Consider the following 25,958-nt stretch of genomic DNA (forward strand, 5'->3'; position numbering starts at 1 on the left):
GGTGACACTGCTCGGTGTGAAGTACCTCCGAGTCGAACTCCGGTATCCGCCGGAGCTCATGCACCCGATACACCGGCTCATCGACGAGTCGGACGCGATCGAGCGCGACGTGCTCGTCCAGGGGACGGTGCTCGACGCCACCGACGACACCTTCCTGTTCTACGTGGAAGGGGACATCGACGTGTACGCCGACGCGCTCCGGTCGGTCGACCGGATTCGAGAGTTCGACGTGACCCGAATCGACGAGACGGGTCACTACGTCTTCCTCACGCAGCGACGGGACGAGGTCGACGAGGCGATGTTCAGTCCCCTCCGGCGGACCGGCGTGGTCGTCGTTCCACCGGTCGACTTCCGCCCGAACGGGATCGCTCGGCTGACGGTCATCGGTGACCGCGCGCCGCTACGCGACGCCCTCGCGGAACTCCCGGACCGGATCGAGACCACCGTCCTCCGGATCGGCGAGTACGACTGGCGGCAGCACCTCTTCGACCCGGGACTGACCGACCGGCAATTCGACGCGCTCGCGGCCGCCGTCGAGACCGGGTACTACGAGTCCCCGCGGGCGGCGACCGTCGAGGAGGTCGCCGAGCGGATCGACGCCTCTCCGAGCACCGCGTCGGAACACCTCAGGAAGGCCGAATCGGCCGTGATGACCGCTTTCATCGACCTTCGGAAGGTGGCATGAGGCCGCGGCCGGCGGCCCGCGAACCGTCGCTAATGGACCGTCCGGTCGTCGCTCGTGTCGATGTCCTCGATCGGATCGGCGTTGCCGAACGCGGGCGTCGGACCGTCGCCCGGTTCCGCCCACGGAACGGCGTTCCGGAGCACCCGCCGGACGTCGTCGTCGTAATACACGGGGTACGTCTCGTGGCCCGGGCGGAAGTAGAACACCTTCCCGTTGCCGCGGCGGTAACAGCAGCCGGACCGGAACGTCTCGCCGCCGGCGAACCAGGAGTTGAAGACGAGCGTGTCGGGCGCCGGGACGTCGAAGCGCTCGCCGTACATCTCCGCCTCCTCGAGTTCGACGGACTCGCCGAGCCCGTCGGCGATCGGATGGCTCGGTTCGATCACCCAGAGCCGCTCCGTCTCGGCGGCCTCGCGCCATTTCAGCGAGCAGCTGGTGCCCATCAGTCGTTTGAAGATCTTCGAGTAGTGCGCGGAGTGGAGCACGAGGAGCCCCATGCCGTCGAGCACGCGCTCGTGAACGCGGTCGACGACCTCGTCGCGCACCTCGTCGTGGGCGGCGTGGCCCCACCAGGTGAGCACGTCGGTGTCGTCGAGGACCTCCTCGGTGAGCCCGTGCTCCGGTCCCTCGTCGAGCGTTGCGGTGCGGACCTCGTGGCCCGCCTCCTCGAAGACCTCCGCGAGGACCGCGTGGATCCCGTCGGGGTAGAGGTCGGCGACGACGTCGCTCTCGCGCTCGTGGCGGTACTCGTTCCAGACCGTGACGCGTGCCATACGCGCCCTGCTCTCCGAGTCGACTTGTAGGATCGTATCCGGGCCGAACGCGACCCGCTCGAGGGCGCGTAGCGCCGCCGCGGCGGCTTCGGAGCGCTCTCAGTCACCCTGTCGAGCTCCTTCGCCGCGTCGCCGGTGACGGATTCGCCGGCTCGGGCTCACTCGTCCGGGTCCTCGCCGCGCGCCCGCTTGTACATCGCCAACGCCGCCTCGCGCCGCTCGGAGTGGTCGACGATCGGCGACGGATACTCGGGCGCCGCGTTCGCGCGCTGCGTGGGCGACAGCTCGTGCCACTCGTGGATCAGGTCGGCGTCGAGACCCCGAAGCTCGGGGACGTAGTTCGTGATGTACTCCGCGTCGGGGTCGTACCGCTCGCCCTGCGTCATCGGGTTGAAGATGCGGAAGTACGGCTGCGCGTCGGTCCCGGTGGAGGCCGCCCACTGCCACCCCCCGTTGTCGTTGGCGGTGTCGTGGTCGGCCAGCTTCTCCCGGAAGTGGTCGTAGCCGTGGCGCCAGTCGGCGAGCAGGTCCTTCGTTAAGAAGGAGGCGACGATCATCCGCACGCGGTTGTGCATGAACGCCTCCTGGCGGAGCTGGCGCATCCCGGCGTCGACGATCGGGTACCCGGTCTCGCCGCGCTTCCACGCCGCGATCTCCTCGGGGTCGTCGCGCCACTCGATCCCCTCCTCGTACGCCTTGTAGTCGTCCGTCACCACCTCGGGGTTGTGATACAGCACCTGCGTGTAGAACTCCCGCCACGCGAGCTGCTGCTGGTACTCTTCCACCGCGGCGACCGGCCCCTCGTCGTCGCCCTCACCGTTACCGTCCGCCGCCTCGTCACCGTCCGCAGCCCGCTCCTCCGCCGCGGCCCTCGCGCGCTCGGTCGCCTCGTAGACCTCGCGCACTCCGATCTCGCCGTATTTTAAAAAGGCCGACATGCGGGAGGTCGCCTCCCGAGCGGGGTAGTCTCGCTCCGCGTCGTACGAGAACACCGCGTCCGAGAGGAACGCGTCGAGGCGCTCGCGGGCGGCCGCCGTGCCCGCGGGCCCCACGCCGGCGTCGGGCTCCGCGAACCCCAGATCGGCGGGCGCGGGCAGGTCGCCGACGGCGACGCGGTCGGTCGCGACGCCGCCGTCCGATCGCCCGTCACTCCGCCCGCCGCCGTCCGATCGCCCGTCACTCCGCCCGCCGCCGTCGGGTCCCACCGCGGCCGCCAGCGCGTCGGCGTCGACGAGATCGCTCGCTCCCGGCGTCGGCGCCGGCGGAGCGGTCTCGCGGTCGGTCCACTTCCGCCAGTAGTAGGTGTACACCGAGTACGGGTCGCCGGCGTTCGTGCGGATCGAGTCCGGGGTGTGCAACACCGCGTCGTGGTGGGCCTCGCGATCGACCCCGGCCGCGTTGAGCGCCGTTCGGACCTCGGCGTCGCGCTCGCGAGCGAGCCCGGAGTAGTCCCGGTTCCAGACGACGCGCTCGGCGTCGAGGGCGGCGGCCAGATCGGGGAGGACGACCTCGGGGTCGCCGCGGGCGACGAGGAGGTCGCTCCCGCGGTCGCGGTACTCGGCCCGCAGCGCCGCCAGCCCGTCGAGCAGGCGGCGGACTCGCACGTCGCTCGCGTGGTCGAGGACGTCCGGATCGAAGACGAAGACGGGCGCGACCTCTCCCCTGTCGGCGGCGGCCGCGAGCCCGACGTTGTCGGCGAGTCTGAAGTCCCGTCGGTGCCAGAACAGCTCCATGTGATCATCACGGGTGCGACCACCGTGAAACCACCGCCGACGATCGTCTCACGCCTCTCGACGCGCCCGCCTCACAGCTCCGGTCGATCGCCTCACAGCTCCGGTCGACTGCCTCATGACTCCGGTCGACCGGGCACGGTCACCCGGTCGAGGAGGAAGTAGCCGATAACGAGCGCGAGGACCAGCACGGCGATCGCGAGCGCCGCGAAAAGCGTCTCTTGCCCCGTGCCGTAATCCTCCAGCCGGAAGCTGATCGCGCGGCGGGCGATGGCGATGATCGCGGCGCTGACGACGATCCGGAGGACGGGCTCGCCCTTCGCGTACGCCAGTAGCGTGCGGTGGACCTCGACGATGATCAGTAGGAGGAGGACGCTGTCGAGGAGGCCGACCACTTCGTTCGGGTCGGTGAAATTGCCGGCAATGAGGAGCAGGTACAGGGATAAGAACAGGTCGAACACGCCGATGAGGAACAGTATGAGCAGGAAGTACGCGGCGCCGAGCACCAGCCACTCCATCGTCACCGCGGCCGGCTTCGTCGCGTCGTCGAGGTCGAACGCCATGCGATCACCTCGACCGGCGGAGGCAAGTCGTTTGTGCCTACCGCCCCTCGGTCAGCGCCTCCAAGAGGCGGACCGCCGGCGCCTTCGCGAGCGGGTCGTTGGCGTTGCCGCAGTGGGGCGACTGGACGCAGGCGGGACAGCCGCCTTCGCAGCCGCAGCCGTCGATGAGCCGCGCGGTGCGGGCCATCAGCTCCTCGATCCGCTCGTGCCCACGGCGCGTGAGTCCGACCCCGCCGGGGTAGCCGTCGTAGACGAACACCGCCGGCGCGTCGGTGTGCGGGTGGTAGGGCGTCGAGATCCCGCCCACGTCGGCGCGGTCACAGAGCAGGTGGAACGGGAACAGCGAGATGATCCCGTGTTCGGCGGCGTGGATCCCGCCGTTGAACGCGTACTCGCCGCTGGGCGTCTCCCCGCCGGCGTCGGCGGCTCCCTCGTCCTCGGCGACCGCGTCCCCGTCGGTCGCCGCCCCCGCGCCGTCCCCGTCGGTCGCCGTCTCCGCGCCGCCGGACTCCCCCTCGCGGCTCCCGATCGCGCGCATCTCCGACTCCAGGTCGGCGGGAACCGGGAAGTACAGGGCCTTCGTCCGCAGCGTCGTCTCCGGCAGGTCGAGCGTCGACTCGCCGAGCGAGTCACCGGTCGTGGCGTCCTTCCGGACGAACCCGGTGATCCGCTCCGTGACCGTCACGTCCGCGAACCGGACCGGGACGTCGGGGCGGGCGGCGAGTTCCCGCACCGCGAGGTCGTCGTTGACGACGATGTCCTTTTCAGTGAGCGGCTGGGTGTAGTAGTCGGCCCACGAGGACTGCAGCTCGGCCACGTCGCGGTCGAGGTCGAGGTGCGTCACCTCGTAGGTGCGGCCCTGCTGGTGGTAGATCGCGCCCGGGTGGGCGTCGCGAAGCGCGTCGCCGAACCCGAGCGAGGCGACCGTCTCGCTGCGCGACGAGTCGATCAGGTCGACCTCCCGATCCCCGACGGTCCGGAGGTTCACGGACTGCTGCGGGCTCGACGAGCCGGCGTGCGTCCAGCGGATCCCGTCGGCGACCTCTCGCCTGTCGAGGACGCCCTCGTCGGTCAGGTCGGCGACGACGCCCGGGAACGCCTCGCCGAAGAAACGCTCGTCGTCGGGCGAGAGCCAGCTCTCGTCGGCCGCGCAGGCGACGTGACCCGGGAGCAGCTGGCCGTTCTCGGGGTCGCAGATCGCGTCCTCCGGCGGCGCCTCAAAGAAGTCGGCGGGGTTGTTCATGAGGTACTGGTCCAGCTGGTCCTCGCCGCCGACCATCACGACGAGGGCGGGGTCGTCGCCGCGGCCGGCCCGCCCCGCGCGCTGGAAGGCCGACATCCGCGTGCCGGGGTACCCGTCCAGGATGACGGCGTCGAGCCCGCCGACGTCGACGCCGAGCTCCAGCGCGCTCGTCGACCAGACGCCTCGGAGGTCGCCGGTGTGGAGGTCGGCCTCGATCTCGCGGCGACGCTCGTTCGTCAGCGCGGCCTGGTACGCGCCGACCTTCCCCGCGAGCTCGCGTTCGCCGCGGTCGCGGAGGTCGCTCGCGCTGTCGGTCGCGTACTGTTCCGCGGTCTGTCGCGCCCGCGTGAACGCGAGCGTCTGCGCCCCGGCGGTGACGAGGTCACAGAAGAGGCGTTTGCTCTCCGTGTGGCTCGACTTCCGGCGGCCGCTCCCGCGCGCCTGCCAGTCGGCGTCGTACTCCGGCGGGTTCCACAGCACCCAGTCCCGCGGCCCCCGTCCGGAGGCGTCCTCGTCCACCAACGCGATCCCGTCGGGGTCGCGGTCGGTCACCGCAGCGACGTGCTCGACGGGGTTGTTGACCGTCGCCGAGCAGCAGACGAACTGCGGGCTCGACCCGAACCGCTCGCAGGTCCGGGCGAGCCGGCGCACCGTCATGGCGACCTGCGAGCCGAACACGCCGCGGTAACTGTGGACCTCGTCGATGACGACGTACTCCAGCGAGGAGAAGAACCACTCCCACAGCCGGCCCGCGTACGGCAACAGCGCGTAGTGGAGCATGTCCGGGTTCGACAACAGGACGGTCGGCTCGCGGTCGCGGACGTCCCGCTTCTCGGACCGGGAGAGCCGCCCGGTGTACGACGCGACGGAGACGCCGCTTCCGAAGCCGAGCCCGTGAGCGAGGTCGCTCAAGCTCTCCTCCTGGTCCGCAATCAGGGCGTTCTGGGGACCGATATAGAGGGTTCGCCCCCCGTGGTCCATCGCGGCCTCGAAGGCGGGGACGGTGTACGCGAGCGACTTCCCGCTCGCCGTCTCGGTCGCGAGCACCACGTCGTCGCCGTCGCGGACCGCCGCGATCGCGTCGGCCTGGTGTCGGTAGAGGCGGTCGATGCCGTCCTTCGCGAGCGCGTCGGCCATCCGGGGCGCGAGGTCGACGTCGCCGAAGGCGGGCTCGCGGGCGGGGAGGCGGCGGTGCTCCGCGATCTGTCCCTCGTAGAACGGTCGGCTCCGCAGCCACTCGATGGCGTCCTCCACGGCTACGTGTCCGTGAGGGACGGGCGGGCCTAACGGTTGTGGTCGCGGGGGTCGAACCGGCCGTCGAAACCGCCCGACAGAGGCGGCCGCTCCCGATCTCTCGACCTCCGCCTCAGTCGTCGGCCGGCGCGGGACCCTCGGCGGCGGGCTGCCGCTCCGGCGTCGGCGACGCGGGCCCCTCGCGCACGAGGGGCGGCCAGCGCACCTCGGTCGCGACCGGGTCGTCGAGGTCGAGCTCCATCCGGAGGTCGAAGCGGCGCTCGACGAGCTCGAAGCCGACCGCCCGGTAGACGCGGCGGGCGACGCGGTTGCCGCTCTCGACGTGGAGTTCGAGCCCCTCGCGCCCCGCGGCGGCGGCGTTCGCGATCACGTGGCGGCAGAGCTCGGTCCCCACGCCGCGCCCCTGCATGGTCGGGTGGACGAACACCGCCAGCTCGGGGCGGTCCGCGTCGGTCGGCGTGTACATCGCGTGGCCGAAGAGCTCGCCGTTCCGCTCGGCGACGACGTTGCTCCCCTCGGTCAGCATGGACTCGATCCACTCGGCGCGCCGCTCCCGCGTCACCGGCGGGAGCCCCTGCGCGCGGTGCTCCGTCCCGAACCCCTCGTACATCTCGGCGAGCGCCGCGGCGTCCTCCGGCACGCTGGGGCGGATCGTCCACCGAGCGCCCTCCTTGTCGACGAACCGCGGACAGCGCGGCGGGCAGTGAATCGTACCCTCGCACTCGCTCCCGTCCCATCCTTCGCAGGCGACGGTGTCTGCGTCGGCGTGGCTCATGGCTACTCCTCGGTTCCGTAACGGGTTATATCGTGATAGCTACTCCCACGGCGTGGGAACGGATATCGGTTCGAGACGGGCCGTCGATTCGCGAAGAATCGTCGGTTTCAGAAGGGCCGTCGATTCGAGAAGGGCGGTGCGGCGCGCCCGCCGCCGTCACTCCCGTATCAGGATGATCCCCTCGCGGAACACCGAGTGGTTCGGCACCACGTGATCCTCGCCGTCGGACTCGATGTGCGTGACGAACAGGTCGACCTCCTGGACGATGCCGCGCTCACCGGCGACTTTCACCTCGTCGCCGACGCCGTAGGGCTGGCGGAGCAGGAGGAACACCCCGGCGGCCGCGCTCGCGACGAGGTCCTTCGTCGCCAGCGCGGCGAACAACACGACCGCGAACGCGTACGCCGCGAGCAACACGACCAGCGCGAGCGTCTGCACGCCCACCTGTCCGAGCGCGATCAGCGCGGCGACGTACACCACGCTGTACTTGACCAGCGGCGGCAACACGCCGAGCTCCGGCAGCTTGATCCCGCGGAGCCGCTCGGCGACGAGCAGCTCCGCCTTGTCGCCGACGACGACGCCGACGATCAGGACGATCACGGCGACGAACAGGCTGGGGAGGAAAGAGACGATCGAGGACCAGAACCGATCGAGGTACTCGACCTCCGCGACGGTCAGGGCGACGACGATCGCGCCGGCGACGATGAAGTAGCTGGACAGCTGCGCCAGGATCCGAACGGTCGACGTGTTGAACTCTCGGACGGTGCGTTCGAAGGCAGTTCCCTCGATCGCCTCGGGCACGCCGGCCCGGGTCAGCAGCCGACGGTTGATCACGCCGACGAGATACGCCGCGAGCAGCCCGAGGACGAGCACCCCGAGAGCGAGCCACACCCTGTCCGGAAGGGTCCTCACGAACTCCGTGATCGCGTTCGACACCACGAGCATGGGCGGTCAGTACTCCTCCGGATCGATCTCCAAGACGAGTTCGCCCGCCTTGAACGCCCGGACGAGCCCGTCCGACTCGGAGAGCACGATCGCGGTCGCGTTCGTGTCCCGGGTGATGGCGCCGCCGGCCATGTGGCGCGCGCCCAGCCCCTTCGGAATGTCGACGCCCTCGGCGCCCGGTTCGAGGTAGCGGTACGCGGAGACGATCTTCCCGGAGTCCGAGACGACGAACGCCCCGTCGAGCCGCGAGAACTCCTTCAGCATCACGTTGACGATGGGGTCGCCCACGTGGACGTGCGACTTCTCGAACGGGTTGTACGACAGCGGCCGGGACTTGTTCATCACCTTCCCCGCGTCGCCGACGACGAACAGCGCCCCCACCGGCTTCCCCTTCTGCCCCTTCTGCCCGAGTTCGATCGCGACCTCGAACACGTCCCGGATGACGCTCGGCTCGGCCCGGGAGTTGACGAACAGGTCGTAGATCCCGGTGTGGACCGTCTGGTCGACGGTGACGCGGATCACCGCGTCGGAGCCCCCGTCGAAGACGGAGGCGATGCAGACGACCTCGTCGCCCTCGCTGACCAGCTCCGCATCCATCGCGCCCTCGATTCCGAACCGAATCCGGTCCTTGACGTTGTCGAACGGGAGCGGGAGCTCGACGAACACGTCGGCGTCGACGTCGTTGTCGGGGGCGACGACGACGATCTCCTCGTCGTCCTCGAACCGGTTGTAAAACGAGCTCGTCGGCGAAAACAGGAGCACCGCGTCCGCGCCCTCGACGAGATCGGACAGGTGGTCGGTGAGCGAGGCCATTGTTGGAGTGACTCGCGGGCGACGTATAGTCGTTGTGTCGCCGTCGTGCGAGCGTATGACGCGTTACGGACGATCGAAACGAGTTAGCGGACGCCTCGCTCGGCGCCGCGCGACTTTTCCCCGCGCGGCGCCACCGGTCGAGCGCACATGGCGACTCGCGACGCGCTCTGGGCCTACCGCGATCGGTTCGGCGACGCCTTCGGGCGGACGTACTTCCGCCGGTTCGGACCGGGCGTGGTCTCCAGCGTCGGGATCGGGACCTACCTCGGCGAGCCGACGGCCGCGGTCGACGACGCCTACCGCGAGGCGATCGGCCTCGCGCTCCGCTCGGGGGTGAACCACGTCGACACCGCGGTCAACTACCGCTGCGGGCGGGCCGAGCGCGTCGTCGGCGAGGCCCTCCGAGAGTCCCCGATCGACCGCGACGCGGTCGTCGTGGCGACCAAAGGCGGGTTTCTCCCGTTCGACGGCGAACGTCCGGACGACCCCGCGACGTACGTTCGCGACCGCTTCCTCGCGGAGGGGATCGTCGACGCCGACGACCTCGCGAACGGCGCCCACGCGATCGCGCCGAGGTACCTGGAGTGGTCGCTCGACCGCTCGCTGGACCGGCTCGGGCTCGACGCCGTCGACTGCTTTTACGTTCACAACCCGGAGACGCAGCTCGCGACGCGCTCCCGCGAGGCGGTGTACGACCGGTTGGAGGCCGCCTTCGAGGCCTTGGAGCGTCGCCGGACGGCCGGTGACGTCGGCGCCTACGGCGTCGCCACCTGGGACGCCTTCCGCGTCCCCGAGGGCGACGAGCGGTCCCTCTCGCTCGCCGAGGTCCTCGCGCGGGCCGAGGCCGCGGGCGAGGCGGTCGGCCCCGGCGACGACCACGGGTTCGAGGCGATCCAGCTCCCGTTCAACGTCGCGATGGCGGACGCGTTCACGCGGCGGAACCAGCGGCCGCCCGGCGGCGACGCCGACGCCGATCCGATTTCGACCCTCGAGTTCGCCCACGAGGCCGGCCTCTCCGTGGTGACGAGCGCGAGCATCGGACAGGGCGCGCTCGCGGAGGCCGACGCGATCCCGGCCGACGTCGACGCCACGCTCGCGGGCGAGACGCCGGCCCAGCGCGCGCTCAACTTCGCGCGGAGCGCGCCGGGCGTCACCTCCTCGCTCGTCGGCGCCAGCGACCCGGCTCACGTCCGCGAGAACGTCGCCGCCGGCACGTTCGACCCGCTCGGCGCTTCAGCGTTCGACGCGGTCTTCGAGTGACCGCGTCGTCGCTCCCGTCCGATCGAGGCGTTGACGACTCCGAGCGAGAAGCGGTCGACATCGAGCGAAATCGAGAACAGAAACACGGGGAACCGACGCGGCTCCTCGGACGTCGACGCGCCGAGAACAGGTCGCGCTCAGCGCAGCTCTTTATACGTCACCTCGCACTCGGGGCAGACCCGGACGGAGAACACCTCGTCGGGGTCGTTCTGCTTTTTTAAAACCTTCTCGCACGCTGCGCAGTTCAGTCGCTCGTAGGTGTCCTTGAACAGGTCGCCGTCGCGGAGCCCTTTGCGCGTCGATTTCATATCCCTCGGTTACTCGCGTGTTGGTATAAAAACCCCGCACCACGCGAGTCGGACGGGGAGCGATGCGGCTCGCGAGGGGCGGACCGACGGGCGACCGGCGTGCGACACGCGATGACCTCCCGCGGCGCTCGGCTTTCGCAACGCTTGTCTCCGGGCGACGTGAACGACGCCCGTGTCACGGACCCGGCTGTTCGGATCGCTGTGTGCCCTCGTCTTCCTCGTGAACTTCGCGCGCGTCGTGTTCGCGCCGCTCGTGGGCCAGTTCATCGGCGAGTTCGCGATCGGCGAGGGGACCGCCGGGCTCATCGTCACGCTCGCGTGGCTCGGATCGGCCGCCCCGCGGCTCCCCGCCGGCTGGGCGCTCACGCGATACTCCCGACGGCTGGTGATCCTGGTCTCCGGGGCGATGCTGACCGCCGGCGCGCTCGGCGTCGCGGTGGCGCCCGGCGTGGCGACGCTGATGACCGCCGCGTTCGCGATCGGCCTCGCGTCCGGCGTCTACTTCGTCGCCGCCAACCCGTTCATCTCCGAGCTGTTCCCCCAGCGCGTCGGTCGCGTGATGGGGGTCCACGGCATGGCGAGCCAGCTCGCCGCGGTCGCCGCGGCGCCGGTCGTCACGGTCGCGCTGTGGTACGACTGGCGGCTCGCCTTCTACGGGCTCGCCGTCGCCGCGGCCGCGACGACCGCCGTCTTCGTCCTCCTCGCCGCCCGGACGGACCTCCCCGACGCCGGCGCGGGCGACACCGACTTCGTCGGCGGCGCGCTCTCCCAGTGGAAACTCATCCTGGCGGGCGTCGTGCTGATGGGCCTCACGGGCTTCGTCTGGCAGGGCCTGTTCAACTTCTACGAGCTGTACATGCTGGACAAGGGGCTCGCGCCGGCGACCGCGCGCAACCTCCTGACGGTGATCTTCGCCGCCGGGGTCCCCGCCTTCCTCGTCTCCGGCGACCTCGCCGACCGGCTCCCGCACGTGCCGTACCTGCTCGGCATCGTGACGGCGTTCATCGCCAGCGTCGTCCTCGTGGTCGTCGCCTCGGGGCTCGTCGCCGTCGTCCTGGCCAGCGTCGCCGTCGGGTTCGCCATCCACATGCTGTTCCCTGCCAGCGACACCTACCTGCTCGCGTCGCTGCCGGACGAGTCTCGGGCGTCGGCGTACGCCGTCTACTCCGCCGGGATGATGTCGACGCAGGCGGCCGGGTCGTGGGTCGTCGGCGAGGCGATCGAGGCGGGCGTCGGCTACGACGCCGTCTTCCTCGCGCTCGCCGGGGGGCTCGGCGCTGTCGTCGTCGCCTACGCGGTACTGGAGCGCATGGGTCGCGTCCCGGGCGGCGCGGCCGGCCCCGCGTCGGCCGCGTGACCGTCGGAGGCGGACCGTCCGAGGCTCCGGCGCCGGCGCTCTCGCCTCCGCCGACACCGTCCACCACGGCGGACGGCGACGGCGGTTCGCTCGCTCTCGGAGTGTCGGCACGCCCCACGGGTATCGCACCTGTTTAGGGCGTCGCGCCCCTGTAGAGTGGTAATGGAGTACGTGCAAGAGCGCGTGACGACGCTGCACGCGTTGACCGACCACCGGCCGGACGCCCCCACCGGCCGAGCGGCGGTCGTGGTGCCGATGACGGAGCGCGAGTACGGCACGCTCGCGGCCGAACGCGTCCTCTCGACGCTGGAGACGGTCGATCCCGCCCGGGTCATCGTCCCGCTTCGAGCCTCTCCCGACCGCGTCGGTCCCTTCGCCCGGTGGCTCGACGGCTTCGACCTCGACGTGGAGACGCTCTGGTGCGGCGGGCCCCGGCTCGCCGACCTGCTCGCAGACCGCGGGCTCGACGGCGGTCGCGGGAAGGGGCGAGACGTGTGGCTCGGTCTCGGCCTGGCCCTAGAAGAGGAGTACGTCGTCGTCCACGACGCCGACACCAAGACGTACTCGCCGGCGTTCGTCAATCGGCTGCTGTTCCCGGTCGCGAACGGCCGTTCGTTCTCGAAGGGGTACTACGCCCGCGTCGAGGACGGGACGCTGTACGGCCGCCTCTTCCGGCTGTTCTTCCGACCCCTCGTCCGCGCGCTCGACGACGCCACCGAGCGCGGCGAGCCGGGCGTGATCGAGTACCTCGACGCGTTCCGGTACGCGCTCGCCGGGGAGTTCGCGGCGACGACCGACCTCGTCTCGAGGCTCCGCGTCCAGCGCGGCTGGGGGCTGGAAGTCGGCACGCTGGGCGAGGCGTACGCGCACGCCGGCTTCGCCGGGAGCGCGCAGGTGGACCTCGGCCGCTACGAGCACGACCACCGCTCCGTGGACGGCCCGACCGGCCTCGCGGACATGAGTCGGGCGGTGGGGGAGGCGACGCTCCGCGCGGTGGAGGACGACGGCGTCAGCGTCGACTACGACGGCCTCGCGGACCGCTACCGCGAGGCGGCCGAGGCCATGATCGCCGGGTACGAGACCGACGCCGCGTTCAACGGCCTCGACTACGACCGCGACGAAGAGCGCTCGCAGGTGGCGACCTACGCCGACGCGCTGGGCGAGCCGGGTCCCGACACCCGGCTCCCCGCGTGGCGCGACGCGCCGGTCACGCCGGCCGAGGTCGCCGGGGCCGCCCGGGCGGACCTCGCGGAGGCGGCCGGCGACGCGACCGGTACCGGTCTCGCCGACGCCGACGTTCGCGGGAACGGCCACCGCGAGCCGGCGGATCCGCCCTCCGATCTCGCTTCGGGGGAGGACTGACCGATGGCCGAGGGCGGGGGTTCCGGCGGCCCTTCGGGCGGTCCCACCGCGACGGACGCGCCCAGCGTGGCCGCGCGCGACGACCTCGCGGGGGTCGTGGACCTGTTCGGCTGGCTCACTCGCGCGGAGCTGGCGGGCGCGCTCTCGGAGCTGGCGTTTAAACGGCGGGCCGAGGTCGACGACGACGCCATCGCCGCCGCGATCGACGTCGCCGTCGCGGAGTACGCGCTGGTGCCGGCGCCGCCCGCGGCGCTCGCGGAGGGCGACGGGGCGGCAGCGGACACGGGCGACGCGTCGACAACGGGTACGACCGACGGAGCGACGGCGGGCACGGCCGACGCGCCGACGGACGCCGCCGACCCGGACGACGGGCTCGACGCCGCCGACGTCGCCCTCGCGGTCGGCCCCGCGGCGTTCCCGTCGCTTCCCGAGGGGGCCGCGGACCTCCCGCACATCCTCGACGTGCCCGACCGCGACGTGGACCGCGAGCGGCTCTCGGAGGCGGTCTTAGCGCGGCTCTCCGAGGACGCGGTCGCGGCGATCGGCGACGGCGACGCCGACCGGTTGGCCGTCCTCGCCGACGTGACCTACGACATCGAGGCGTGGGCGCCCGTGGACGCGGGACCGATCCGCGAACGGATCGTCGCCGAGTTGGATTCGTAAACGGTATTTAAAAAACGGACTGGGCTCAGGCGCTCGCCTCGGGCTCGGCGAGTTCGCGGGCCAGGAACTCGGCGATAGAGACGTCGGCTTCCTCGACGAAGCGGGCGATTTCCTCGCCGTCGCCGTCCTCGACCACGACGGTCGGGATCAGCTCGATCCCGTGCTCGTCGACGCCCTCGCCCTCCTTCCCGTTCGGGCCCTTCGTGACCGGGAAGTCCTCGATCCGGTCCTCGGGGACGCCAGCCGCGTCGAGCGCTGCCGCGAAGCCCGGGAGCTGTCGCCGACAGTCGCCGCACCAGTCGCCGCCCCACACCTTGAATCGGTAGTCGTCGGCCCCGAGCGCAGCGAGCACGTCGTCGTCGAGCGCGTCGGCCTCGTCCGCGTCGGCCGCGAGCGTTTCGAGTCTCATACCCGCGTATACGTCGGGTGACCTTGTAAACGGCGCGTCGGTGGCAACGGCGGCCGGGGCCCGAACGCGCCTTGCCGCGGTCCGTCGGGCATTTGAGTGGTGGGCCCGTTTATTGGCCAAATGGACGACGACGTGTTGGCGGGGCTCGGCTCCCCGCTTGTCCGGGTCGATTCGCCCCCGGAGACGACCGTGGCGGCGAAGGTCGAGTCGCGCAACCCGGGCGGTTCCGCGAAGGACCGACCGGCGCTGTACATGGTCGAGGCGGCCGAGGAGTCGGGCGAACTGGTGGCGGGCGACGGGATCGTCGAGCCCACCTCGGGCAACACGGGGATCGGGCTGGCGATGGTGGGCGCGGTGAAGGGGTACGACGTGACGCTCGTGATGCCCGACGGCAAGTCGGTCGAGCGCCGCCGGCTCATGCGCGCGTACGGCGCCGAGGTCGAGCTCGTCGAGGGCGACATCTCCGCGGCCAAAGCGCGCGCCGACGAGCTCGAAGCCGAGGCGGGGATGGTCCAGCTCCGGCAGTTCGAGAACCCCGCGAACCCGCGGGCTCACTACGAGACCACCGGCCCGGAGGTCCTCGAACAGGTCGGCGATCGGACCGTCGACGCGCTCGTCGCCGGCGTCGGGACCGGCGGCACGCTCTCGGGGGTCGGCCGGCGGCTCCGCGAGGCGTTCCCCGACGTCCGGATCGACGCGGTCGAGCCGAGCGACAACGCCGTCCTCTCCGGCGGCGAGCCCGGAAACGACCGGTTCCAGGGGATGGGACCGGGGTTCGTCGCGCCGAACCTCGACGTGGACCTCGTCGACGAGGTCCACACGGTCGACATCGAGGACGCGGAGGCCGAGTGCCGCCGACTCGCCCGCGAGGAGGGCCTCCTCGTCGGGCAGTCCTCCGGCGCCTCGAACCTCGCGGCGAAGGACGTCGCCGCGGAGCTCCGCGAGTCGGGCGCGTACGCCGGCGACGAGCCGCTCGTCGTCACCGTCTACTGGGACAGCGGCGAACGGTACCTCACCGCCGGCACGTTCGACGCGTAGGTCGCGGGCGGTGAGTGCGGTCCTCCCCTGACCCGAACGTTGAGTACTACTCAGCACGGATATCGACTGTGAGCACCCACGCCGCCGCCTCCGCCGACGACCCCGACGGGTCGGCCGCCGAACCGCCGGCCCGCCGGTTCGACGGCCCGTGGCTCCTCGTCCTCGCCGCCGCCGTCGGCGGGTGGACCGTCCTCTACGCGATCGACTGGGCGCTGCTCTCGGCCGGCACTCCGGCGGGCGCCGCCGTCGCCTTCGCCCACGGTTACCTCCTCGCGCCGCTCGCGACCGCCGCGGTCCTCCTCGACGCGCTGTCGCTCGACGAGCGCGGGGTCGCCGACTTCGGCCTATTTAAATGGGCGTACGCGCTGGCCTCGCTGGCCGCGCCGCCGGTAGCCGTCGTCTACTACGCGCACCGCGAGTGGCTGAAACCCGGCGATCCGGACCTGCTCGGAGGGCCGACGTGACGGACCGCGCCGCGACCGGCACGGTTCGCAGCCTCGTCACCGCCGCCGAGAGCGGCGCGCCGCCCGACCTCCGCGAGTCCGTCGAGGTGCGTCCCGACGGCCTCGAGGGCGACCGGTACCGCAACGGCGACGGCCGGTTTCAGCTCGACGGCTGCGCCGTCACCCTCGTCGCCGCAGAGGCGCTCGACGCGGTCCACCGGGAGACCGGGATCGACGTCTCCGACGGGCGGCACCGCCGAAACGTCGTCGTCGAGGGGTTCGGGACGGGCATGGACGACCTGCTGGAGGCGACCGTCGCGGTCGGCGACGCGCGCCTGCGACCCACTCGACGCCGGCCGCCCTGCGCGCACGTCGAGGCGCTGGCCGGTGAGGACGGCCTCGCCTCGGCGATGCGGAGCCGGGGCGGGCTCTGCTGTGATGTCGTCGAGCCCGGCCGCGTCGCCGTCGGCGACCGCGTCACCGTCGCGGAGCCCGACCCGCGCACCGCCGGCGCCGCCATCGCGGACCGGCTCCGCCAGCGACCCGTCGACGGGGGCCACGGGCCCGACGGCGGGCCGGAGTGAGTCACCGCGGGTCGTGTCTCCGCGGATGTGTGTGAGCCTCACACCCCCGCTTCGACCTTTATATCGTCGAGCGCGGATGGACCCCCATGGATCACACCCGTCGAGCGGCGTTGGCCGGGATCGCGGCACTCGGTGGCGTCGGCGTCGCCGGCTGCCTCGGACGCGGCGGCCGCGACTCGCTCACGGGCGACGGCGGCGGTTCCGGCGACGGCGGCGGTTCCGGCGACGGCGGCGGTTCCACTGACAGCGGCGGTTCCGGCGACGGCGACGGTTCCACTGACAGCGACGGCTCCGCCGGCGGGCCGCCGACCGTCGACGCCGGCTATCACGTCCCCTACGAGGCCGATACCCTCGTCACGAAGTCGCTCAGCGGCGGCGTCGGCCAGGACGGGATCCCCTCCGTCGACGACCCGTCTTTCCAACCGATCGCGGACGTGACGTACGCGGAGGGGGTGCCGGTGTTCGGCGCCGCGCGGAACGGGGTGACGAAGGCGTACCCGCAACACGTGCTCTCCCACCACGAGATCGTCAACGACGAGTTCGACGGCGAGCCGGTCGCGGTCACGTACTGCCCGCTGACCGGGACGGCACAGGGGTTCCGCCGCGGCGACACGACGTTCGGCGTGTCGGGGCGGCTCGTCAACTCGAACCTGATCATGTACGACCGGGGGACCGAGAGCTGGTGGCCCCAGATGCTCGCCACGGCCATCGACGGGCCGATGACCGGCGCGACCCTCGACGAATTCCGGGTCGTGTGGACGACGGCGGAGGAATGGGCAGAGCGCCATCCGGACTCGCTCGTCTTGACCGACGACACCGGGTACGTGCGGCGGTACGAGAGCGACCCGTACGGAAGCTACGCGCCCCTCGGCGGCTACTACGCGCGGGATGGGACGATGTTCTCGCCGCTCGCCTCGCCGGACGAGGGACACGCGAAGTCGGTCGTCATCGGGGCGCGGACGGCGACCGGCGCGGTCGCGTTCGACAAGGAGACGCTGCTCGCGGACCGCGTGCTGACCGCCGCCGTCGGCGAGGGCGGGACGAGCGTCGTCGCCGTCGCCGACCCGGGGCTCTCGACCGGCCACGTCTACCGGAACCCCGACGACCTGACGGTCGAGCCCGACGGCGACGGCTACCGAGTCGGCTCCGAGGGCGGCGGCTTCGCGGCGGACGACCTCCCGCTCGAACCGGTCCTCGCGTTCGACGCGATGTGGTTCGCGTGGGCGGGGTTCTACCCAGACACCGCCTTCGTCGGCGACCACACGGAGGCCGGATATGGGCGCTGAGACGGAGTCCGCCCCCGTCTCCCCGCTCGAGGACCCGGCGACGTGGACGGTCGGGCTGGTCCGTCGTACCGGATTCGCCGTTCGCGCGTCGCTCGGCCGACGCGACGGGCGGGCGACGTTCGCGGTCGTCTCGACCGCGTACTTCCTCGCGTACGCCGTCGGACTCGACCACCTCGGGCTCCGCGGCGGCGCTGCCGGTGTCGGGAGCGGTCGGTCTCCGACGGTCGACGTCGCCGTCGCGAGCGACCCGCTCGCGCTCCTGACTCGCCGCGTCGCGCCGTTCCAGTACGAGCCGGTCGCGCTGGTCACGCTCGGCCCGTTCGAGTACCTGTTCGTCCCAGTCAACGGCGCCCTCGGGCTGGGACTCGCCGCGCTCGTGGGGGTTACGCTCGCGGTCTCCGTCGTCGCTTGGCGCGGTCCCGCGGCGTGCCGGATCGGCGCCGGCGCGGGCGCCGCCGCGGGCGTCCCCGGGCTCCTCTCGGGGTTCGCCTGCTGCGGGCCCACGCTGCTGCTCGTGATCGGGGTGCAGGCCTCCGCGGGACTGCTCGCCGTGATGCAGTGGTTCCTCCCGCTCGCGGTCCTCGGTCTCGTCGCCACGCTGCTGTGGGTCGGGAGCCGGGTCGATCCGGCCGCAGTCGGGTGATGCGGGGCGGGACGACGGCCGGTTCCGCCGGTGGAGACCCCGGAGTCGGCTCCCCCGCCCGGAACCGAAAGCGTTGACCCCGGACCGTACCGACCTCTCGCCAGTGACCGTCGGATGAGCTGGCAGTACCGCCACACGGTGCTGTCCCTGTGTATGCTCGCGTTCCTCGTGACGTACTTCGCCAGGCTGGCGATCAGCCCCGTCGTCCCGCTCATCGTCGACGATTTCGCGGTGTCGAACACCGCTATCGGCGCCGCGCTCTCGGGGATGTGGCTGGCGTACGGCGCCGCCCAGTTCCCGAGCGGCGTGCTCGCGGACCGTTACGGCGAGCGGATCGTGATCCTCGTCGCCGTCGGCGGCACCACCGCGATGAGCGCGGTCCTCGCGCTCGCGCCCGTCTTTCCCGCGTTCGTGCTGGCGGCCGTGCTTCTGGGACTCGTCGCCGGCCTCCACTACGCGGTGGCGACGACGCTGCTCTCGCGGACCTTCGACGACATCGGCACGGCCTTCGGACTCCACTCCGCGGGCGGTCCGCTCGCCGGGCTGGTTGCCCCCGTCGCCGCGGCGTGGGTCGGCGTCCGATACGGCTGGCGTCCCGCGGTCGCGCTGGCCGCGCTCGTCGGCGCGCCGGTGTTCCTGCTTTTCGCGTGGCGGGTCCGTCCGACCGAACCGCGCCGCCCCGACCAGGCGATGCGAGACCAGTTCGCGCTCGCGCCTCTCGTCGAGCTCCTCTCGCGGCCGAGTATCCTCCTCCCGCTCTTTATCGCGATGGCCGGCACGTACGTGGTCCAGGGCGTGATGTCGTTTCTCCCGACGTTCCTCGTCGAGTTCCGGGGGTTCTCGCCGTCGCTCGCCGCCGGCATTTTCTCGGCGTTCTTCGTCGTCCGGGCGGTCGCGCAGGTCGCGCTCGGACGCGCCTCGGACCGCGTGGGTCGCGACGCCGCCATCGGCGGGGCGATGCTCGCGGGCGCGGTGGGCACCGCCGCCTTCGTCCTCGGCCCCGGACTGGTCGGCGTCGGCGTCGCGGTGCTGCTGGCCGGCTCCGGCGCGAGCTTCTTCTCGGCGATCGATCCGCGGTTCATGGACGCCCTCGGGGACGCGGAGCGCGGCGCCGGATTCGGCCTCGTCCGGACCGTCTACACCGTGATCGGCTCCGCGGGCTCCGTCGGCGTCGGACTCGCGGCCGACCTGTTCGGCTGGGGCGTCTCCTTCGCGATCCTGGCGGTGCTGTTCGGCGTGACCTTCGCCGTCCTCGTCGCGAACCGAGCGCTCGGCACGGGGTACTGAGGCGGCGTCGGAACCGGACGCTCGCCGACCCGAAACTACGAGTCGATTCGGGACCTACGGACCTCCGTGTACGACTTCCACGCCCACACGAACTACTCTGACGGGGCGTTCCTGCGGTGGATGGTCGACGCCGCGGCCGACGCCGGACTCGACGGGGTCGGGTTCGCGGACCACTGCAACGTCTCGCCGGATCCCGGCGCGAGGCGGTACAAGCGCGCGCTCGGATTCAACCTCGACCTGACCTACGAGCGCCGTCGGGAGGCTATCGAGGCGGTCAGACGCGACGCCGCGATCGACGTGTTCGACGCCGTGGAGATGGACTACGACCCGGACCACGAGGCGGCGATCGCCGACTTCCTGGCCGAGGCCGAGTTCGACTACGCGGTCGGCAGCGTCCACGAGCTCGACGGCGCGAACGTCCACGCCCGCTCGCACTTCGCCGACAAGTCCGAGTCGGAGCGGCGCGCGCTCGTCGACCGGTACTTCGAGAAGCTGGTCGCGCTGGTCGAGTCGGAGCTGTTCGCGGTCGCCGCGCACCCAGACCTCGTCGAGCGTAACCCCCACCTCCGCGGGTTCGCGACCGAGGACCACTACGCCGCGGTCGCCGACGCCCTCGCCCGGTCGCGAACCGTCCCCGAGATCAACGCCGGTCGATTCCTCGACGACTACGGGGAGTTCCACCCGGCGCCGACGTTCCTCGATCGGCTCGTCGACGCCGACGTCCGAGTGACGGTCGGGACCGACAGCCACGAGCCGGACGAGATCGCGCCCCGACTCCGCGAGATCGAGGCGGAACTGGACCGGCGGGGACTCGATCCGGTCCGGCGGAACGGGATCGTCACCGACGCCTGAGGGAGTCGACCGACGCAACGCTCCGCGCTGCCGGCTCGACGGAGCTAGGCTTCCTCGAACGACGCCTGACGGAGTCAGGCGAGCTCGACTTCGCTTCGCTGAGTCGAACAACGCGAATCGGAGATTCGCTTGCCCGACGAAGCGTAGCTTCGTCGAACTGCGAAAAATAAAGATTTTCGCGCTTGATTTCGCTCCGCTCAATCAAACAACGTCTCGCCGTCGACCATGTGCTCCTCGACGGCGTCCATGTCGAGCGTGACGCCGAGCCCGGGCTCCTCCGGGACCTCGATGTAGCCGTCCTCGATGACGTCCTCCTCGACGAGGTCCTCCCACCAGCCGAGCTCGTAGGAGTGGTACTCGATCGCCAGCGAGTTGGGGATCGCGGCGCCGACGTGCGTCGCCGCCACGGTCGCGACCGGCGAGGCCACGTTGTGCATCGCGACCGGGACGTAGTACTGGTTCGCCACGTCGGCGATCTTTCGGGTCTCGCGCATCCCGCCGACCTTCGGCAGGTCGGGCGCGACGATGTCGACCGCCTGGTTCTCGATGAGGCGGCGCAGCTCGGTGACGCGGTAGCGGTTCTCGCCGACCGCGATCGGCGTGGTCGTGCCCTTGGTGACGTCCTCTTGCACCTCGAGGTTCTCCGGCGGCACGGGGTCTTCGAGCCACCACACGTCGTACTCCTCGAGAGCGTCCGCGAGGCGCTTCGCGGAGCCGCCCGAGAACGTCCAGTGGCAGTCGAAGGAGACGTCGGCCTTGTCCTTCACGCGCTCGGTGACCTTCTCGACGATCTCCGCCTTGTGGCGGATCTCGCCGGGGCGGAGGTGGCGGTTCGCGCGGTCCTTCTCCAGCCCCGAGGGGACGTCGAGGTCGAACTTCAGCGCGTCGTAGCCCAGCTCGTCGACGACGCGCTCGGCCTCGTCGGCGCACGCGTCGGGGTCGGCCTCCTCCTCGGTGTGGCAGTCGCAGTAGACGCGCATCTCGTCGCGGTACTTCCCGCCGAGCAGCTGGTAGGCGGGCACGTCGAGGATCTTGCCGGCGAGGTCGTGGAGCGCGACCTCGATGCCGGAGATCGCGGTGACGGTGACGCCCTCGACCGACCCCTCGCCGGACATCTTCTGGATGAGGTGCTCGTACAGCCGGTCGATGTCGAGCGGGTTCTCCCCGACGACGAACGGCTTCATGCGCTCGATGAGCTCCGGCACGCCGGCGCCCCAGTACGCCTCGCCGGTGCCCACGACACCCGCGTCGGTGTACACGCGGACGAGCGTCCACGGGAAGTTCCCGTCGACCATCGTCGTCTGAACGTCAGTGATCTCGACGTCGCGACCGCCGCCGCGCGTGCCGGTCACGCCCATCGTCTCCGCGGAGAGCTCTCGCATCGTGTACTCCGCGTTCGGGTCGTGAAGCGACTCGTAGTTTCGGCTCATGATCGGCGATTCATTCGGAACAGGGTAAACGTTTGTGTTCATTCGCCGCTCGAAGCGTTCGAGCGTCGCTTCGGGCCGTTCTCGCGGCTCGAAGGGGGGATGAACCACGAGCGCGAGGTGAGTGCATAAATAGGGAGCTTTTCATTACCGTACTCACAAGGTGACCCATGGTCGAAATCACCGATTCGCTCGCGTGTCTGTTCACCGGAACGGTAGAGGAGCGCGACGGCGACCCCGTCGTCACGGTCCCGGTATCGGAGATCGAACACGGATCGGTCTCCCTCGACGAGACGTACCGGGTCGCACTGATACGGAACGAGGCGGAAGGCGAGACCGCCGAGTCCGCGACCGGACGGTCGGCGGATCGGGAACTCTCCGGGAACGGCGCCGGCGGCTCCGCGGTGCGGTCCTCCGCCGACGCCGCCACCGGACCGCCGGTCTCCGAGGGCGACGTCCGCGAGGTCACGATCGAGACGCTCGGCGACAAGGGCGACGGCATCGCGAAGATCGAGCGGGGCTACGTCGTCATCGTCCCCGACTCTCAGCCGGGCGACGAGCCGACCGTCGAGATCACGAGCGTCCGCGAGAACGTCTCGTTCGCGGACGTCATCGACGAGTAACCGCCGCGGTCGAGCCAGTCTTTTTAAATATCTTTCCCGGTCTCCGGCGGGTCGCCCCGCGAGAACAGCCGCCGGAGATGCGCCGGCGAGAAGAAGGAGCTCGGGCGGTCCATGTGGACGCCGATCTCGCCGGAGAGCGCCCACAGCCCGAACCGCTGGACGGGCTCCGGAAGCGAGTAACACCGTCGGATCGCGCTCCCGAGCCGAATCTCTCTGCCGAGCGCCTCGCGCCAGCCGGACTCGTAGTCGGCGAGGGTCGCGGGGTCGGCGGGATCGATCGCCGCCGCGGCCACGTCGGCCGCGGTCATCCCGTACAGGATCCCGCCGCCGGTGAACGGCTTCGTCTGCGCGGCGGCGTCGCCGATCAGGAACGCGCGGTCGGTGGTGACGCGGTCCGGCGGGCCGACCGGGATCGCCCCGGAGCAGAACCGGTCGGTCGTCGCGCCGTACGCGTCGGTGAGGCGGTCGAACATCGCCGTAACGTCGTCGCTCGGGGGCGCTGCGAGCCCGTACTCGACGCCGGCGTCTCCCCGCGGGATCCGCCACGCGAAGAACGTCGGCGCGGTCAGATGGACGTCGACGAGGTCGCCGTCGTCGGGGGCGTCGTCGAACGCGAGCACGCCGTGGAGCAGCTCGTCCGGCTCCGGGAGGTCGAGCGCGCGGCGCACGCGGGAGGTCGGGCCGTCGCAACCGGCGACCATCCGGGCCTCGACGGTCTCGACGTCGCCGCCCGGGGTCCGGACCTCGACGACGACCCGGTCCGGCCGCTCGTCCACGTCGAGGACGGTGCGTCCCTCCCGAACGTCGGCGCCCGCGTCTCGCGCGCAGTCGGCGAGCGTCCGGTCGAGTCCGACGCGGTCGATCACGTTCGAGACGGGGCGGTCTTTATAAAACGGGTACGCCTTCGATCCTGGAGAGCCCACGTGGAACCGCGCCCCGTACACCCGGTTCTGGAGGAGCCGGTCGCGGGCGTCGTCGGGGACGTACTCCCAGACGTCGTCGGAGACGTGGCCCGAGCAGGCCAGCGGTTCGCCGACGGTCCCTTTCTCGAAGACAACCACGTCGCGACCGGCTTCGGCCGCGCGCCGAGCGAACCGGGACCCCGGTGGCCCGGCACCGACGACGACGAAATCGTGCATGGTGGACGGGTCGTGACGGACGCTTATAATTACGACGCGACTTACGCCGGCCGGGCGAGGGAGTAGCCGGTGCGTAGCATCCGCGTCGGGTCCCCGTTCCGATCCTCCGCACCGGCGTGCGCCCTCCCTTACTGCCGCTCGGCCAGCCACGCCAGCGCCGCGTCGAGGTCGGTCTCCGGCGGCGAGCAGGTCCGGCCCTCGCAGACGTAGACGGTCGCCTCGCCGTCGACGGCGTCGCGTCCGGCCCAGATCGGCGGCGCCTCGTCCATCCCGAGCCGGTCCAGCCACGCGTCAAGCCCCGACTCGGTCGGCGGTCGCGGCGCGACGAGCGCCCCCGGGAGGTACCGCTCGCCGAGCGTCTCGCGCCACGCGTCTGGCACCGCGTCGGCGGCGATCGTCGCCTCGATCCCGCCCGTCTCGACGAGTTCGGCGGCTCGGACCAACGAGACGTGTTCGAGCGGGCTCGCCCGGATCCGGTCGGCGTGGGTCGTCACGACCGCCTCCGCGATCTCGGCGAACTCGCGGTCGGTCCGGAACCCGTCGAGCAGCGCCAGCGTCTCGGCCGCCACGCCGAGGCTCGAGGGCGTCGAGCGGTCGGTGAATTCCTGCGGGCGGGCGAACAGGGCGTCGTCGCCGGACTGCGTCCGGCTGTCACCGGGCGAAGCCCGGTTGCCCGAGGGACTCTGTCCCTCGCTGCCAGCGGCGCATCGCGCCTCGCTGTCGCCAGCGAGAGCGTCCGCGTCCCCCGCGTTCGCCTCCGGATCCCGCGTGAAGTAGATGGTGGCGTCCTCGTCGTCGTAAAACTGCGCGACGATCGTCTCGGCTAGCTCCAGCGCGAATCCCAGCGCCCCTACGTCGCCGGTGGCGGCGTAGACGTCGAGCGCGCCGCGCGCGAGGAACGCGTGGTCGTCGAGGTAGCCCGGCCCGCGGACGTCGCCGTCGAGCCACCGGCGAGCCAGCTCGCCGGACTCGGCGTCGTAGAGGCGGTCGCGACAGAACGTGAGCGCCTCGCTGGCGATCTCCGCGTACCGCTCGCCGAGGACGCCCCCGGCGCTCGCGAACGCGGAGATCGCGCGGCCGTTCCACGAGGCGAGCACCTTCTCGTCGCGGGCGGGCCGCGGGCGCGACTCCCGCGCCTCGAACAGCGCGACGCGGGCGGCGGTAAGGTGCTCCCGAACCTCGTCGGTCGGGAGGTCGTACTCCTCGGCGAGCTCTTGGACTGACGCCGCGACCGTGGGCACGGTCGTACCGCGCTCGAAGTTCCCGCCCGACCGGATCCCGTACCGGCCCTTCGCCAGCGACGCGGCCGGCTCGTCGAGGGCCGCGTCGACCTCCTCGGGCGTCCAGACGTAGAAGGCGCCCTCGACGTCGGCGCGCTCGCCTCCGTTGTCGCTCGCATCCCCTCGCCGGCTCGCCGGCGGCGCGCTCCGCGCGTCGAGCGTGCTGAAGAAGCCGCCGTCCTCGTGGCGGAGCTCCCGGTCGAGGAAGCCGAGCGTCTCGCTCGCGATCCGGGCGTACGCGGGGTCTCCGGTCAGGCGATACCCGTCGAGGTACATCAGGGGAAGCTCAGCGTTGTCGTACAGCATCTTCTCGAAATGCGGGACCGTCCAGCGCCTATCGACCGCGTATCGGTGGAACCCCCCGCCGATCTGGTCGTACATCCCGCCGCGCGCCATCCCGTCGAGCGTCCCCGTCGCGGCCGTGAGCGCGGCGTCCCGGCCGGTTCGAGCGGCGGTGCGGAGCAGGAGGTCGATCCGGCCCGGCATCGGGAACTTCGCGCCGCCGCTTCCGAAGCCGCCGTACTCGTCGTCGTAGCCCCGGATCGCGGCGGCGGCCGCCTCGTCGACCAGGTCGGTGCCGGGGGCCTCCGCGTCGCCGGCGAGGTCCGGGTCGGGGACCGACTCCAGCTCGTCGCGGGCGCTCGTCGTCCACTGCTCGGCGCGGCGCTTCATCTCCTCGCGCTGCTCGGGGTCCGCCCACGAGTCCGCGATGCGCTCGGAGAGGTCGCGGAACCCGGGCTGGTTCCGGCGCGGCTCGGGCGGGAAGTAGGTCCCGACGTAGAACGGCTCGCCCTCGGGGGTGCACCACGCGGAGAGCGGCCACCCGCCGCCGCCCGTGACGAGCTGGGAGACGGTCATGAACGCGCTGTCGACGTCGGGGCGCTCCTCCCGGTCGACCTTGATCGGCACGAACCGCTCGTTGAGCACCTCGGCGACCGCCTCGTCCTCGAAACTCTCCTCGGCCATCACGTGACACCAGTGACAGGAGGAGTAGCCGATGGAGACGAACACCGGCACGTCGTGTTCGCGGGCGCGTTCGAACGCCTCGTCGCCCCACGGCTGCCAGTGGACCGGGTTGTCGGCGTGCTGTCGGAGGTACGGGCTCGCCTCCTCGTCGAGGCGGTTCCGTTCCGTCGGCTGTGACATACGTCCGATTCGCCCCGGTGAGGCAAAAACCCGTCACACGAACCGAGGGGCAGCGGTGTACTCGATTACC

Annotated in this window: 25 protein-coding genes; 13 read left to right on the top strand and 12 right to left on the bottom strand. The window is 71.4% G+C overall.

Going from position 1 to position 25,958, the window contains the following annotated elements:
- Positions 1-16: 16 nt before the first annotated feature.
- The gene (locus R6U01_RS02570; protein WP_410284897.1) at positions 17-685 is read left to right on the top strand and encodes a helix-turn-helix domain-containing protein; all 669 of its coding nucleotides are present in this window, start codon (positions 17-19) and stop codon (positions 683-685) included.
- A 29-nt stretch (positions 686-714) separates the two neighbouring features.
- On the opposite strand, the gene R6U01_RS02575 is transcribed toward R6U01_RS02570, so the two are convergent.
- From R6U01_RS02575 to dacZ, 7 genes are all read right to left on the bottom strand, one after another.
- Positions 715-1,458 (bottom strand): ThuA domain-containing protein, encoded by a 744-nt coding sequence (locus R6U01_RS02575; RefSeq protein WP_410284898.1) that lies wholly within the window; start codon positions 1,456-1,458, stop codon positions 715-717.
- 158 nt (positions 1,459-1,616) lie between these two features.
- Positions 1,617-3,191 carry a cryptochrome/photolyase family protein gene (locus tag R6U01_RS02580; protein ID WP_410284899.1) on the bottom strand — a complete coding sequence of 525 codons (1,575 nt, stop codon included), beginning with the start codon at positions 3,189-3,191 and terminating at the stop codon, positions 1,617-1,619.
- A gap of 113 nt (positions 3,192-3,304) precedes the next feature.
- Positions 3,305-3,751: a phosphate-starvation-inducible PsiE family protein gene (locus tag R6U01_RS02585; RefSeq protein WP_410284900.1), complete on the bottom strand. Its 447-nt coding sequence runs from the start codon at positions 3,749-3,751 to the stop codon at positions 3,305-3,307.
- Positions 3,752-3,788: 37 nt separating this feature from the next.
- The gene (locus R6U01_RS02590) at positions 3,789-6,248 is read right to left on the bottom strand and encodes a DEAD/DEAH box helicase (protein ID WP_410284901.1); all 2,460 of its coding nucleotides are present in this window, start codon (positions 6,246-6,248) and stop codon (positions 3,789-3,791) included.
- 112 nt (positions 6,249-6,360) lie between these two features.
- Positions 6,361-7,023 (bottom strand): N-acetyltransferase family protein, encoded by a 663-nt coding sequence (locus R6U01_RS02595; protein ID WP_410284902.1) that lies wholly within the window; start codon positions 7,021-7,023, stop codon positions 6,361-6,363.
- A gap of 156 nt (positions 7,024-7,179) precedes the next feature.
- On the bottom strand, positions 7,180-7,968 hold the full coding sequence (locus R6U01_RS02600; protein ID WP_410284903.1) for a mechanosensitive ion channel domain-containing protein: 789 nt from the start codon (positions 7,966-7,968) through the stop codon (positions 7,180-7,182).
- A gap of 6 nt (positions 7,969-7,974) precedes the next feature.
- Positions 7,975-8,781, bottom strand: a complete 807-nt coding sequence (dacZ, locus tag R6U01_RS02605; protein ID WP_410284904.1) for a diadenylate cyclase DacZ — start codon at positions 8,779-8,781, stop codon at positions 7,975-7,977.
- A 147-nt stretch (positions 8,782-8,928) separates the two neighbouring features.
- On the opposite strand from dacZ, the gene R6U01_RS02610 reads away from it, so the two are divergent.
- Complete coding sequence (locus R6U01_RS02610) at positions 8,929-10,041, top strand: aldo/keto reductase (RefSeq protein ID WP_410284905.1); 1,113 nt, start codon at positions 8,929-8,931, stop codon at positions 10,039-10,041.
- 137 nt (positions 10,042-10,178) lie between these two features.
- Here R6U01_RS02610 and R6U01_RS02615 read toward each other — a convergent pair whose 3' ends face one another.
- On the bottom strand, positions 10,179-10,349 hold the full coding sequence (locus R6U01_RS02615) for an HVO_0758 family zinc finger protein (RefSeq protein ID WP_410284906.1): 171 nt from the start codon (positions 10,347-10,349) through the stop codon (positions 10,179-10,181).
- 172 nt (positions 10,350-10,521) lie between these two features.
- Here R6U01_RS02615 and R6U01_RS02620 point away from each other — a divergent pair, with 172 nt between their 5' ends.
- The 3 genes from R6U01_RS02620 to R6U01_RS02630 all read left to right on the top strand — a co-directional run bounded on the left by R6U01_RS02620 (position 10,522) and on the right by R6U01_RS02630 (position 13,731).
- Positions 10,522-11,706 carry an MFS transporter gene (locus tag R6U01_RS02620; RefSeq protein WP_410284907.1) on the top strand — a complete coding sequence of 395 codons (1,185 nt, stop codon included), beginning with the start codon at positions 10,522-10,524 and terminating at the stop codon, positions 11,704-11,706.
- A gap of 162 nt (positions 11,707-11,868) precedes the next feature.
- The gene (locus tag R6U01_RS02625) at positions 11,869-13,068 is read left to right on the top strand and encodes a glycosyl transferase family 2 (protein WP_410284908.1); all 1,200 of its coding nucleotides are present in this window, start codon (positions 11,869-11,871) and stop codon (positions 13,066-13,068) included.
- 3 nt (positions 13,069-13,071) lie between these two features.
- The gene (locus tag R6U01_RS02630; protein ID WP_410284909.1) at positions 13,072-13,731 is read left to right on the top strand and encodes a hypothetical protein; all 660 of its coding nucleotides are present in this window, start codon (positions 13,072-13,074) and stop codon (positions 13,729-13,731) included.
- Positions 13,732-13,756: 25 nt separating this feature from the next.
- Here the strand turns inward: R6U01_RS02630 and R6U01_RS02635 are convergent, their stop codons facing one another.
- The gene (locus R6U01_RS02635) at positions 13,757-14,140 is read right to left on the bottom strand and encodes a TlpA family protein disulfide reductase (RefSeq protein ID WP_410284910.1); all 384 of its coding nucleotides are present in this window, start codon (positions 14,138-14,140) and stop codon (positions 13,757-13,759) included.
- A 120-nt stretch (positions 14,141-14,260) separates the two neighbouring features.
- On the opposite strand from R6U01_RS02635, the gene R6U01_RS02640 reads away from it, so the two are divergent.
- The 7 genes from R6U01_RS02640 to R6U01_RS02670 all read left to right on the top strand — a co-directional run bounded on the left by R6U01_RS02640 (position 14,261) and on the right by R6U01_RS02670 (position 20,273).
- Positions 14,261-15,178, top strand: a complete 918-nt coding sequence (locus R6U01_RS02640) for a PLP-dependent cysteine synthase family protein (RefSeq protein WP_410284911.1) — start codon at positions 14,261-14,263, stop codon at positions 15,176-15,178.
- Positions 15,179-15,246: 68 nt separating this feature from the next.
- Complete coding sequence (locus R6U01_RS02645; protein ID WP_410284912.1) at positions 15,247-15,642, top strand: hypothetical protein; 396 nt, start codon at positions 15,247-15,249, stop codon at positions 15,640-15,642.
- Positions 15,639-16,205, top strand: a complete 567-nt coding sequence (locus tag R6U01_RS02650) for an MOSC domain-containing protein (protein ID WP_410284913.1) — start codon at positions 15,639-15,641, stop codon at positions 16,203-16,205. Before R6U01_RS02645 ends, R6U01_RS02650 begins: the two co-directional genes overlap by 4 nt.
- An 86-nt stretch (positions 16,206-16,291) precedes the next feature.
- Positions 16,292-17,491 carry a DUF3179 domain-containing protein gene (locus R6U01_RS02655; protein WP_410284914.1) on the top strand — a complete coding sequence of 400 codons (1,200 nt, stop codon included), beginning with the start codon at positions 16,292-16,294 and terminating at the stop codon, positions 17,489-17,491.
- A complete protein-coding gene (locus R6U01_RS02660; protein ID WP_410284915.1) occupies positions 17,481-18,134 on the top strand; it encodes a hypothetical protein in 654 nt (217 codons plus the stop codon). Before R6U01_RS02655 ends, R6U01_RS02660 begins: the two co-directional genes overlap by 11 nt.
- Before the next feature lie 114 nt (positions 18,135-18,248).
- Entirely contained in the window at positions 18,249-19,421 is a 1,173-nt protein-coding gene (locus tag R6U01_RS02665) for an MFS transporter (RefSeq protein ID WP_410284916.1), read from the top strand.
- Between the two features lie 66 nt (positions 19,422-19,487).
- Complete coding sequence (locus R6U01_RS02670) at positions 19,488-20,273, top strand: PHP domain-containing protein (protein ID WP_410284917.1); 786 nt, start codon at positions 19,488-19,490, stop codon at positions 20,271-20,273.
- Between the two features lie 197 nt (positions 20,274-20,470).
- Here R6U01_RS02670 and R6U01_RS02675 read toward each other — a convergent pair whose 3' ends face one another.
- The gene (locus tag R6U01_RS02675) at positions 20,471-21,703 is read right to left on the bottom strand and encodes a mandelate racemase/muconate lactonizing enzyme family protein (protein ID WP_410284918.1); all 1,233 of its coding nucleotides are present in this window, start codon (positions 21,701-21,703) and stop codon (positions 20,471-20,473) included.
- A 167-nt stretch (positions 21,704-21,870) separates the two neighbouring features.
- On the opposite strand from R6U01_RS02675, the gene R6U01_RS02680 reads away from it, so the two are divergent.
- Complete coding sequence (locus R6U01_RS02680; RefSeq protein WP_410284919.1) at positions 21,871-22,323, top strand: TRAM domain-containing protein; 453 nt, start codon at positions 21,871-21,873, stop codon at positions 22,321-22,323.
- Between the two features lie 23 nt (positions 22,324-22,346).
- Here R6U01_RS02680 and R6U01_RS02685 read toward each other — a convergent pair whose 3' ends face one another.
- Positions 22,347-23,462 carry a geranylgeranyl reductase family protein gene (locus R6U01_RS02685; protein WP_410284920.1) on the bottom strand — a complete coding sequence of 372 codons (1,116 nt, stop codon included), beginning with the start codon at positions 23,460-23,462 and terminating at the stop codon, positions 22,347-22,349.
- A 128-nt stretch (positions 23,463-23,590) separates the two neighbouring features.
- Positions 23,591-25,888: a thioredoxin domain-containing protein gene (locus R6U01_RS02690; RefSeq protein ID WP_410284921.1), complete on the bottom strand. Its 2,298-nt coding sequence runs from the start codon at positions 25,886-25,888 to the stop codon at positions 23,591-23,593.
- Positions 25,889-25,958: the final 70 nt, after the last annotated feature.

It is taken from the genome of Halorubrum sp. (assembly GCF_046498025.1).
Lineage (GTDB): Archaea > Halobacteriota > Halobacteria > Halobacteriales > Haloferacaceae > Halorubrum.

What these genes read in the sequence shown, in the direction of transcription:
- R6U01_RS02595 (WP_410284902.1), bottom strand. Translation starts at nt 7,023, where the DNA reads ATGAGCCACGCCGACGCAGACACCGTCGCCTGCGAAGGATGGGACGGG.
- R6U01_RS02610 (WP_410284905.1), top strand. Translation starts at nt 8,929, where the DNA reads ATGGCGACTCGCGACGCGCTCTGGGCCTACCGCGATCGGTTCGGCGAC.
- dacZ (WP_410284904.1), bottom strand. Translation starts at nt 8,781, where the DNA reads ATGGCCTCGCTCACCGACCACCTGTCCGATCTCGTCGAGGGCGCGGAC.
- R6U01_RS02680 (WP_410284919.1), top strand. Translation starts at nt 21,871, where the DNA reads ATGGTCGAAATCACCGATTCGCTCGCGTGTCTGTTCACCGGAACGGTA.
- R6U01_RS02635 (WP_410284910.1), bottom strand. Translation starts at nt 14,140, where the DNA reads ATGAGACTCGAAACGCTCGCGGCCGACGCGGACGAGGCCGACGCGCTC.
- R6U01_RS02640 (WP_410284911.1), top strand. Translation starts at nt 14,261, where the DNA reads ATGGACGACGACGTGTTGGCGGGGCTCGGCTCCCCGCTTGTCCGGGTC.
- R6U01_RS02655 (WP_410284914.1), top strand. Translation starts at nt 16,292, where the DNA reads ATGGATCACACCCGTCGAGCGGCGTTGGCCGGGATCGCGGCACTCGGT.
- R6U01_RS02630 (WP_410284909.1), top strand. Translation starts at nt 13,072, where the DNA reads ATGGCCGAGGGCGGGGGTTCCGGCGGCCCTTCGGGCGGTCCCACCGCG.
- R6U01_RS02600 (WP_410284903.1), bottom strand. Translation starts at nt 7,968, where the DNA reads ATGCTCGTGGTGTCGAACGCGATCACGGAGTTCGTGAGGACCCTTCCG.
- R6U01_RS02575 (WP_410284898.1), bottom strand. Translation starts at nt 1,458, where the DNA reads ATGGCACGCGTCACGGTCTGGAACGAGTACCGCCACGAGCGCGAGAGC.
- R6U01_RS02625 (WP_410284908.1), top strand. Translation starts at nt 11,869, where the DNA reads ATGGAGTACGTGCAAGAGCGCGTGACGACGCTGCACGCGTTGACCGAC.
- R6U01_RS02615 (WP_410284906.1), bottom strand. Translation starts at nt 10,349, where the DNA reads ATGAAATCGACGCGCAAAGGGCTCCGCGACGGCGACCTGTTCAAGGAC.
- R6U01_RS02675 (WP_410284918.1), bottom strand. Translation starts at nt 21,703, where the DNA reads ATGAGCCGAAACTACGAGTCGCTTCACGACCCGAACGCGGAGTACACG.
- R6U01_RS02685 (WP_410284920.1), bottom strand. Translation starts at nt 23,462, where the DNA reads ATGCACGATTTCGTCGTCGTCGGTGCCGGGCCACCGGGGTCCCGGTTC.
- R6U01_RS02660 (WP_410284915.1), top strand. Translation starts at nt 17,481, where the DNA reads ATGGGCGCTGAGACGGAGTCCGCCCCCGTCTCCCCGCTCGAGGACCCG.
- R6U01_RS02585 (WP_410284900.1), bottom strand. Translation starts at nt 3,751, where the DNA reads ATGGCGTTCGACCTCGACGACGCGACGAAGCCGGCCGCGGTGACGATG.
- R6U01_RS02580 (WP_410284899.1), bottom strand. Translation starts at nt 3,191, where the DNA reads ATGGAGCTGTTCTGGCACCGACGGGACTTCAGACTCGCCGACAACGTC.
- R6U01_RS02690 (WP_410284921.1), bottom strand. Translation starts at nt 25,888, where the DNA reads ATGTCACAGCCGACGGAACGGAACCGCCTCGACGAGGAGGCGAGCCCG.
- R6U01_RS02665 (WP_410284916.1), top strand. Translation starts at nt 18,249, where the DNA reads ATGAGCTGGCAGTACCGCCACACGGTGCTGTCCCTGTGTATGCTCGCG.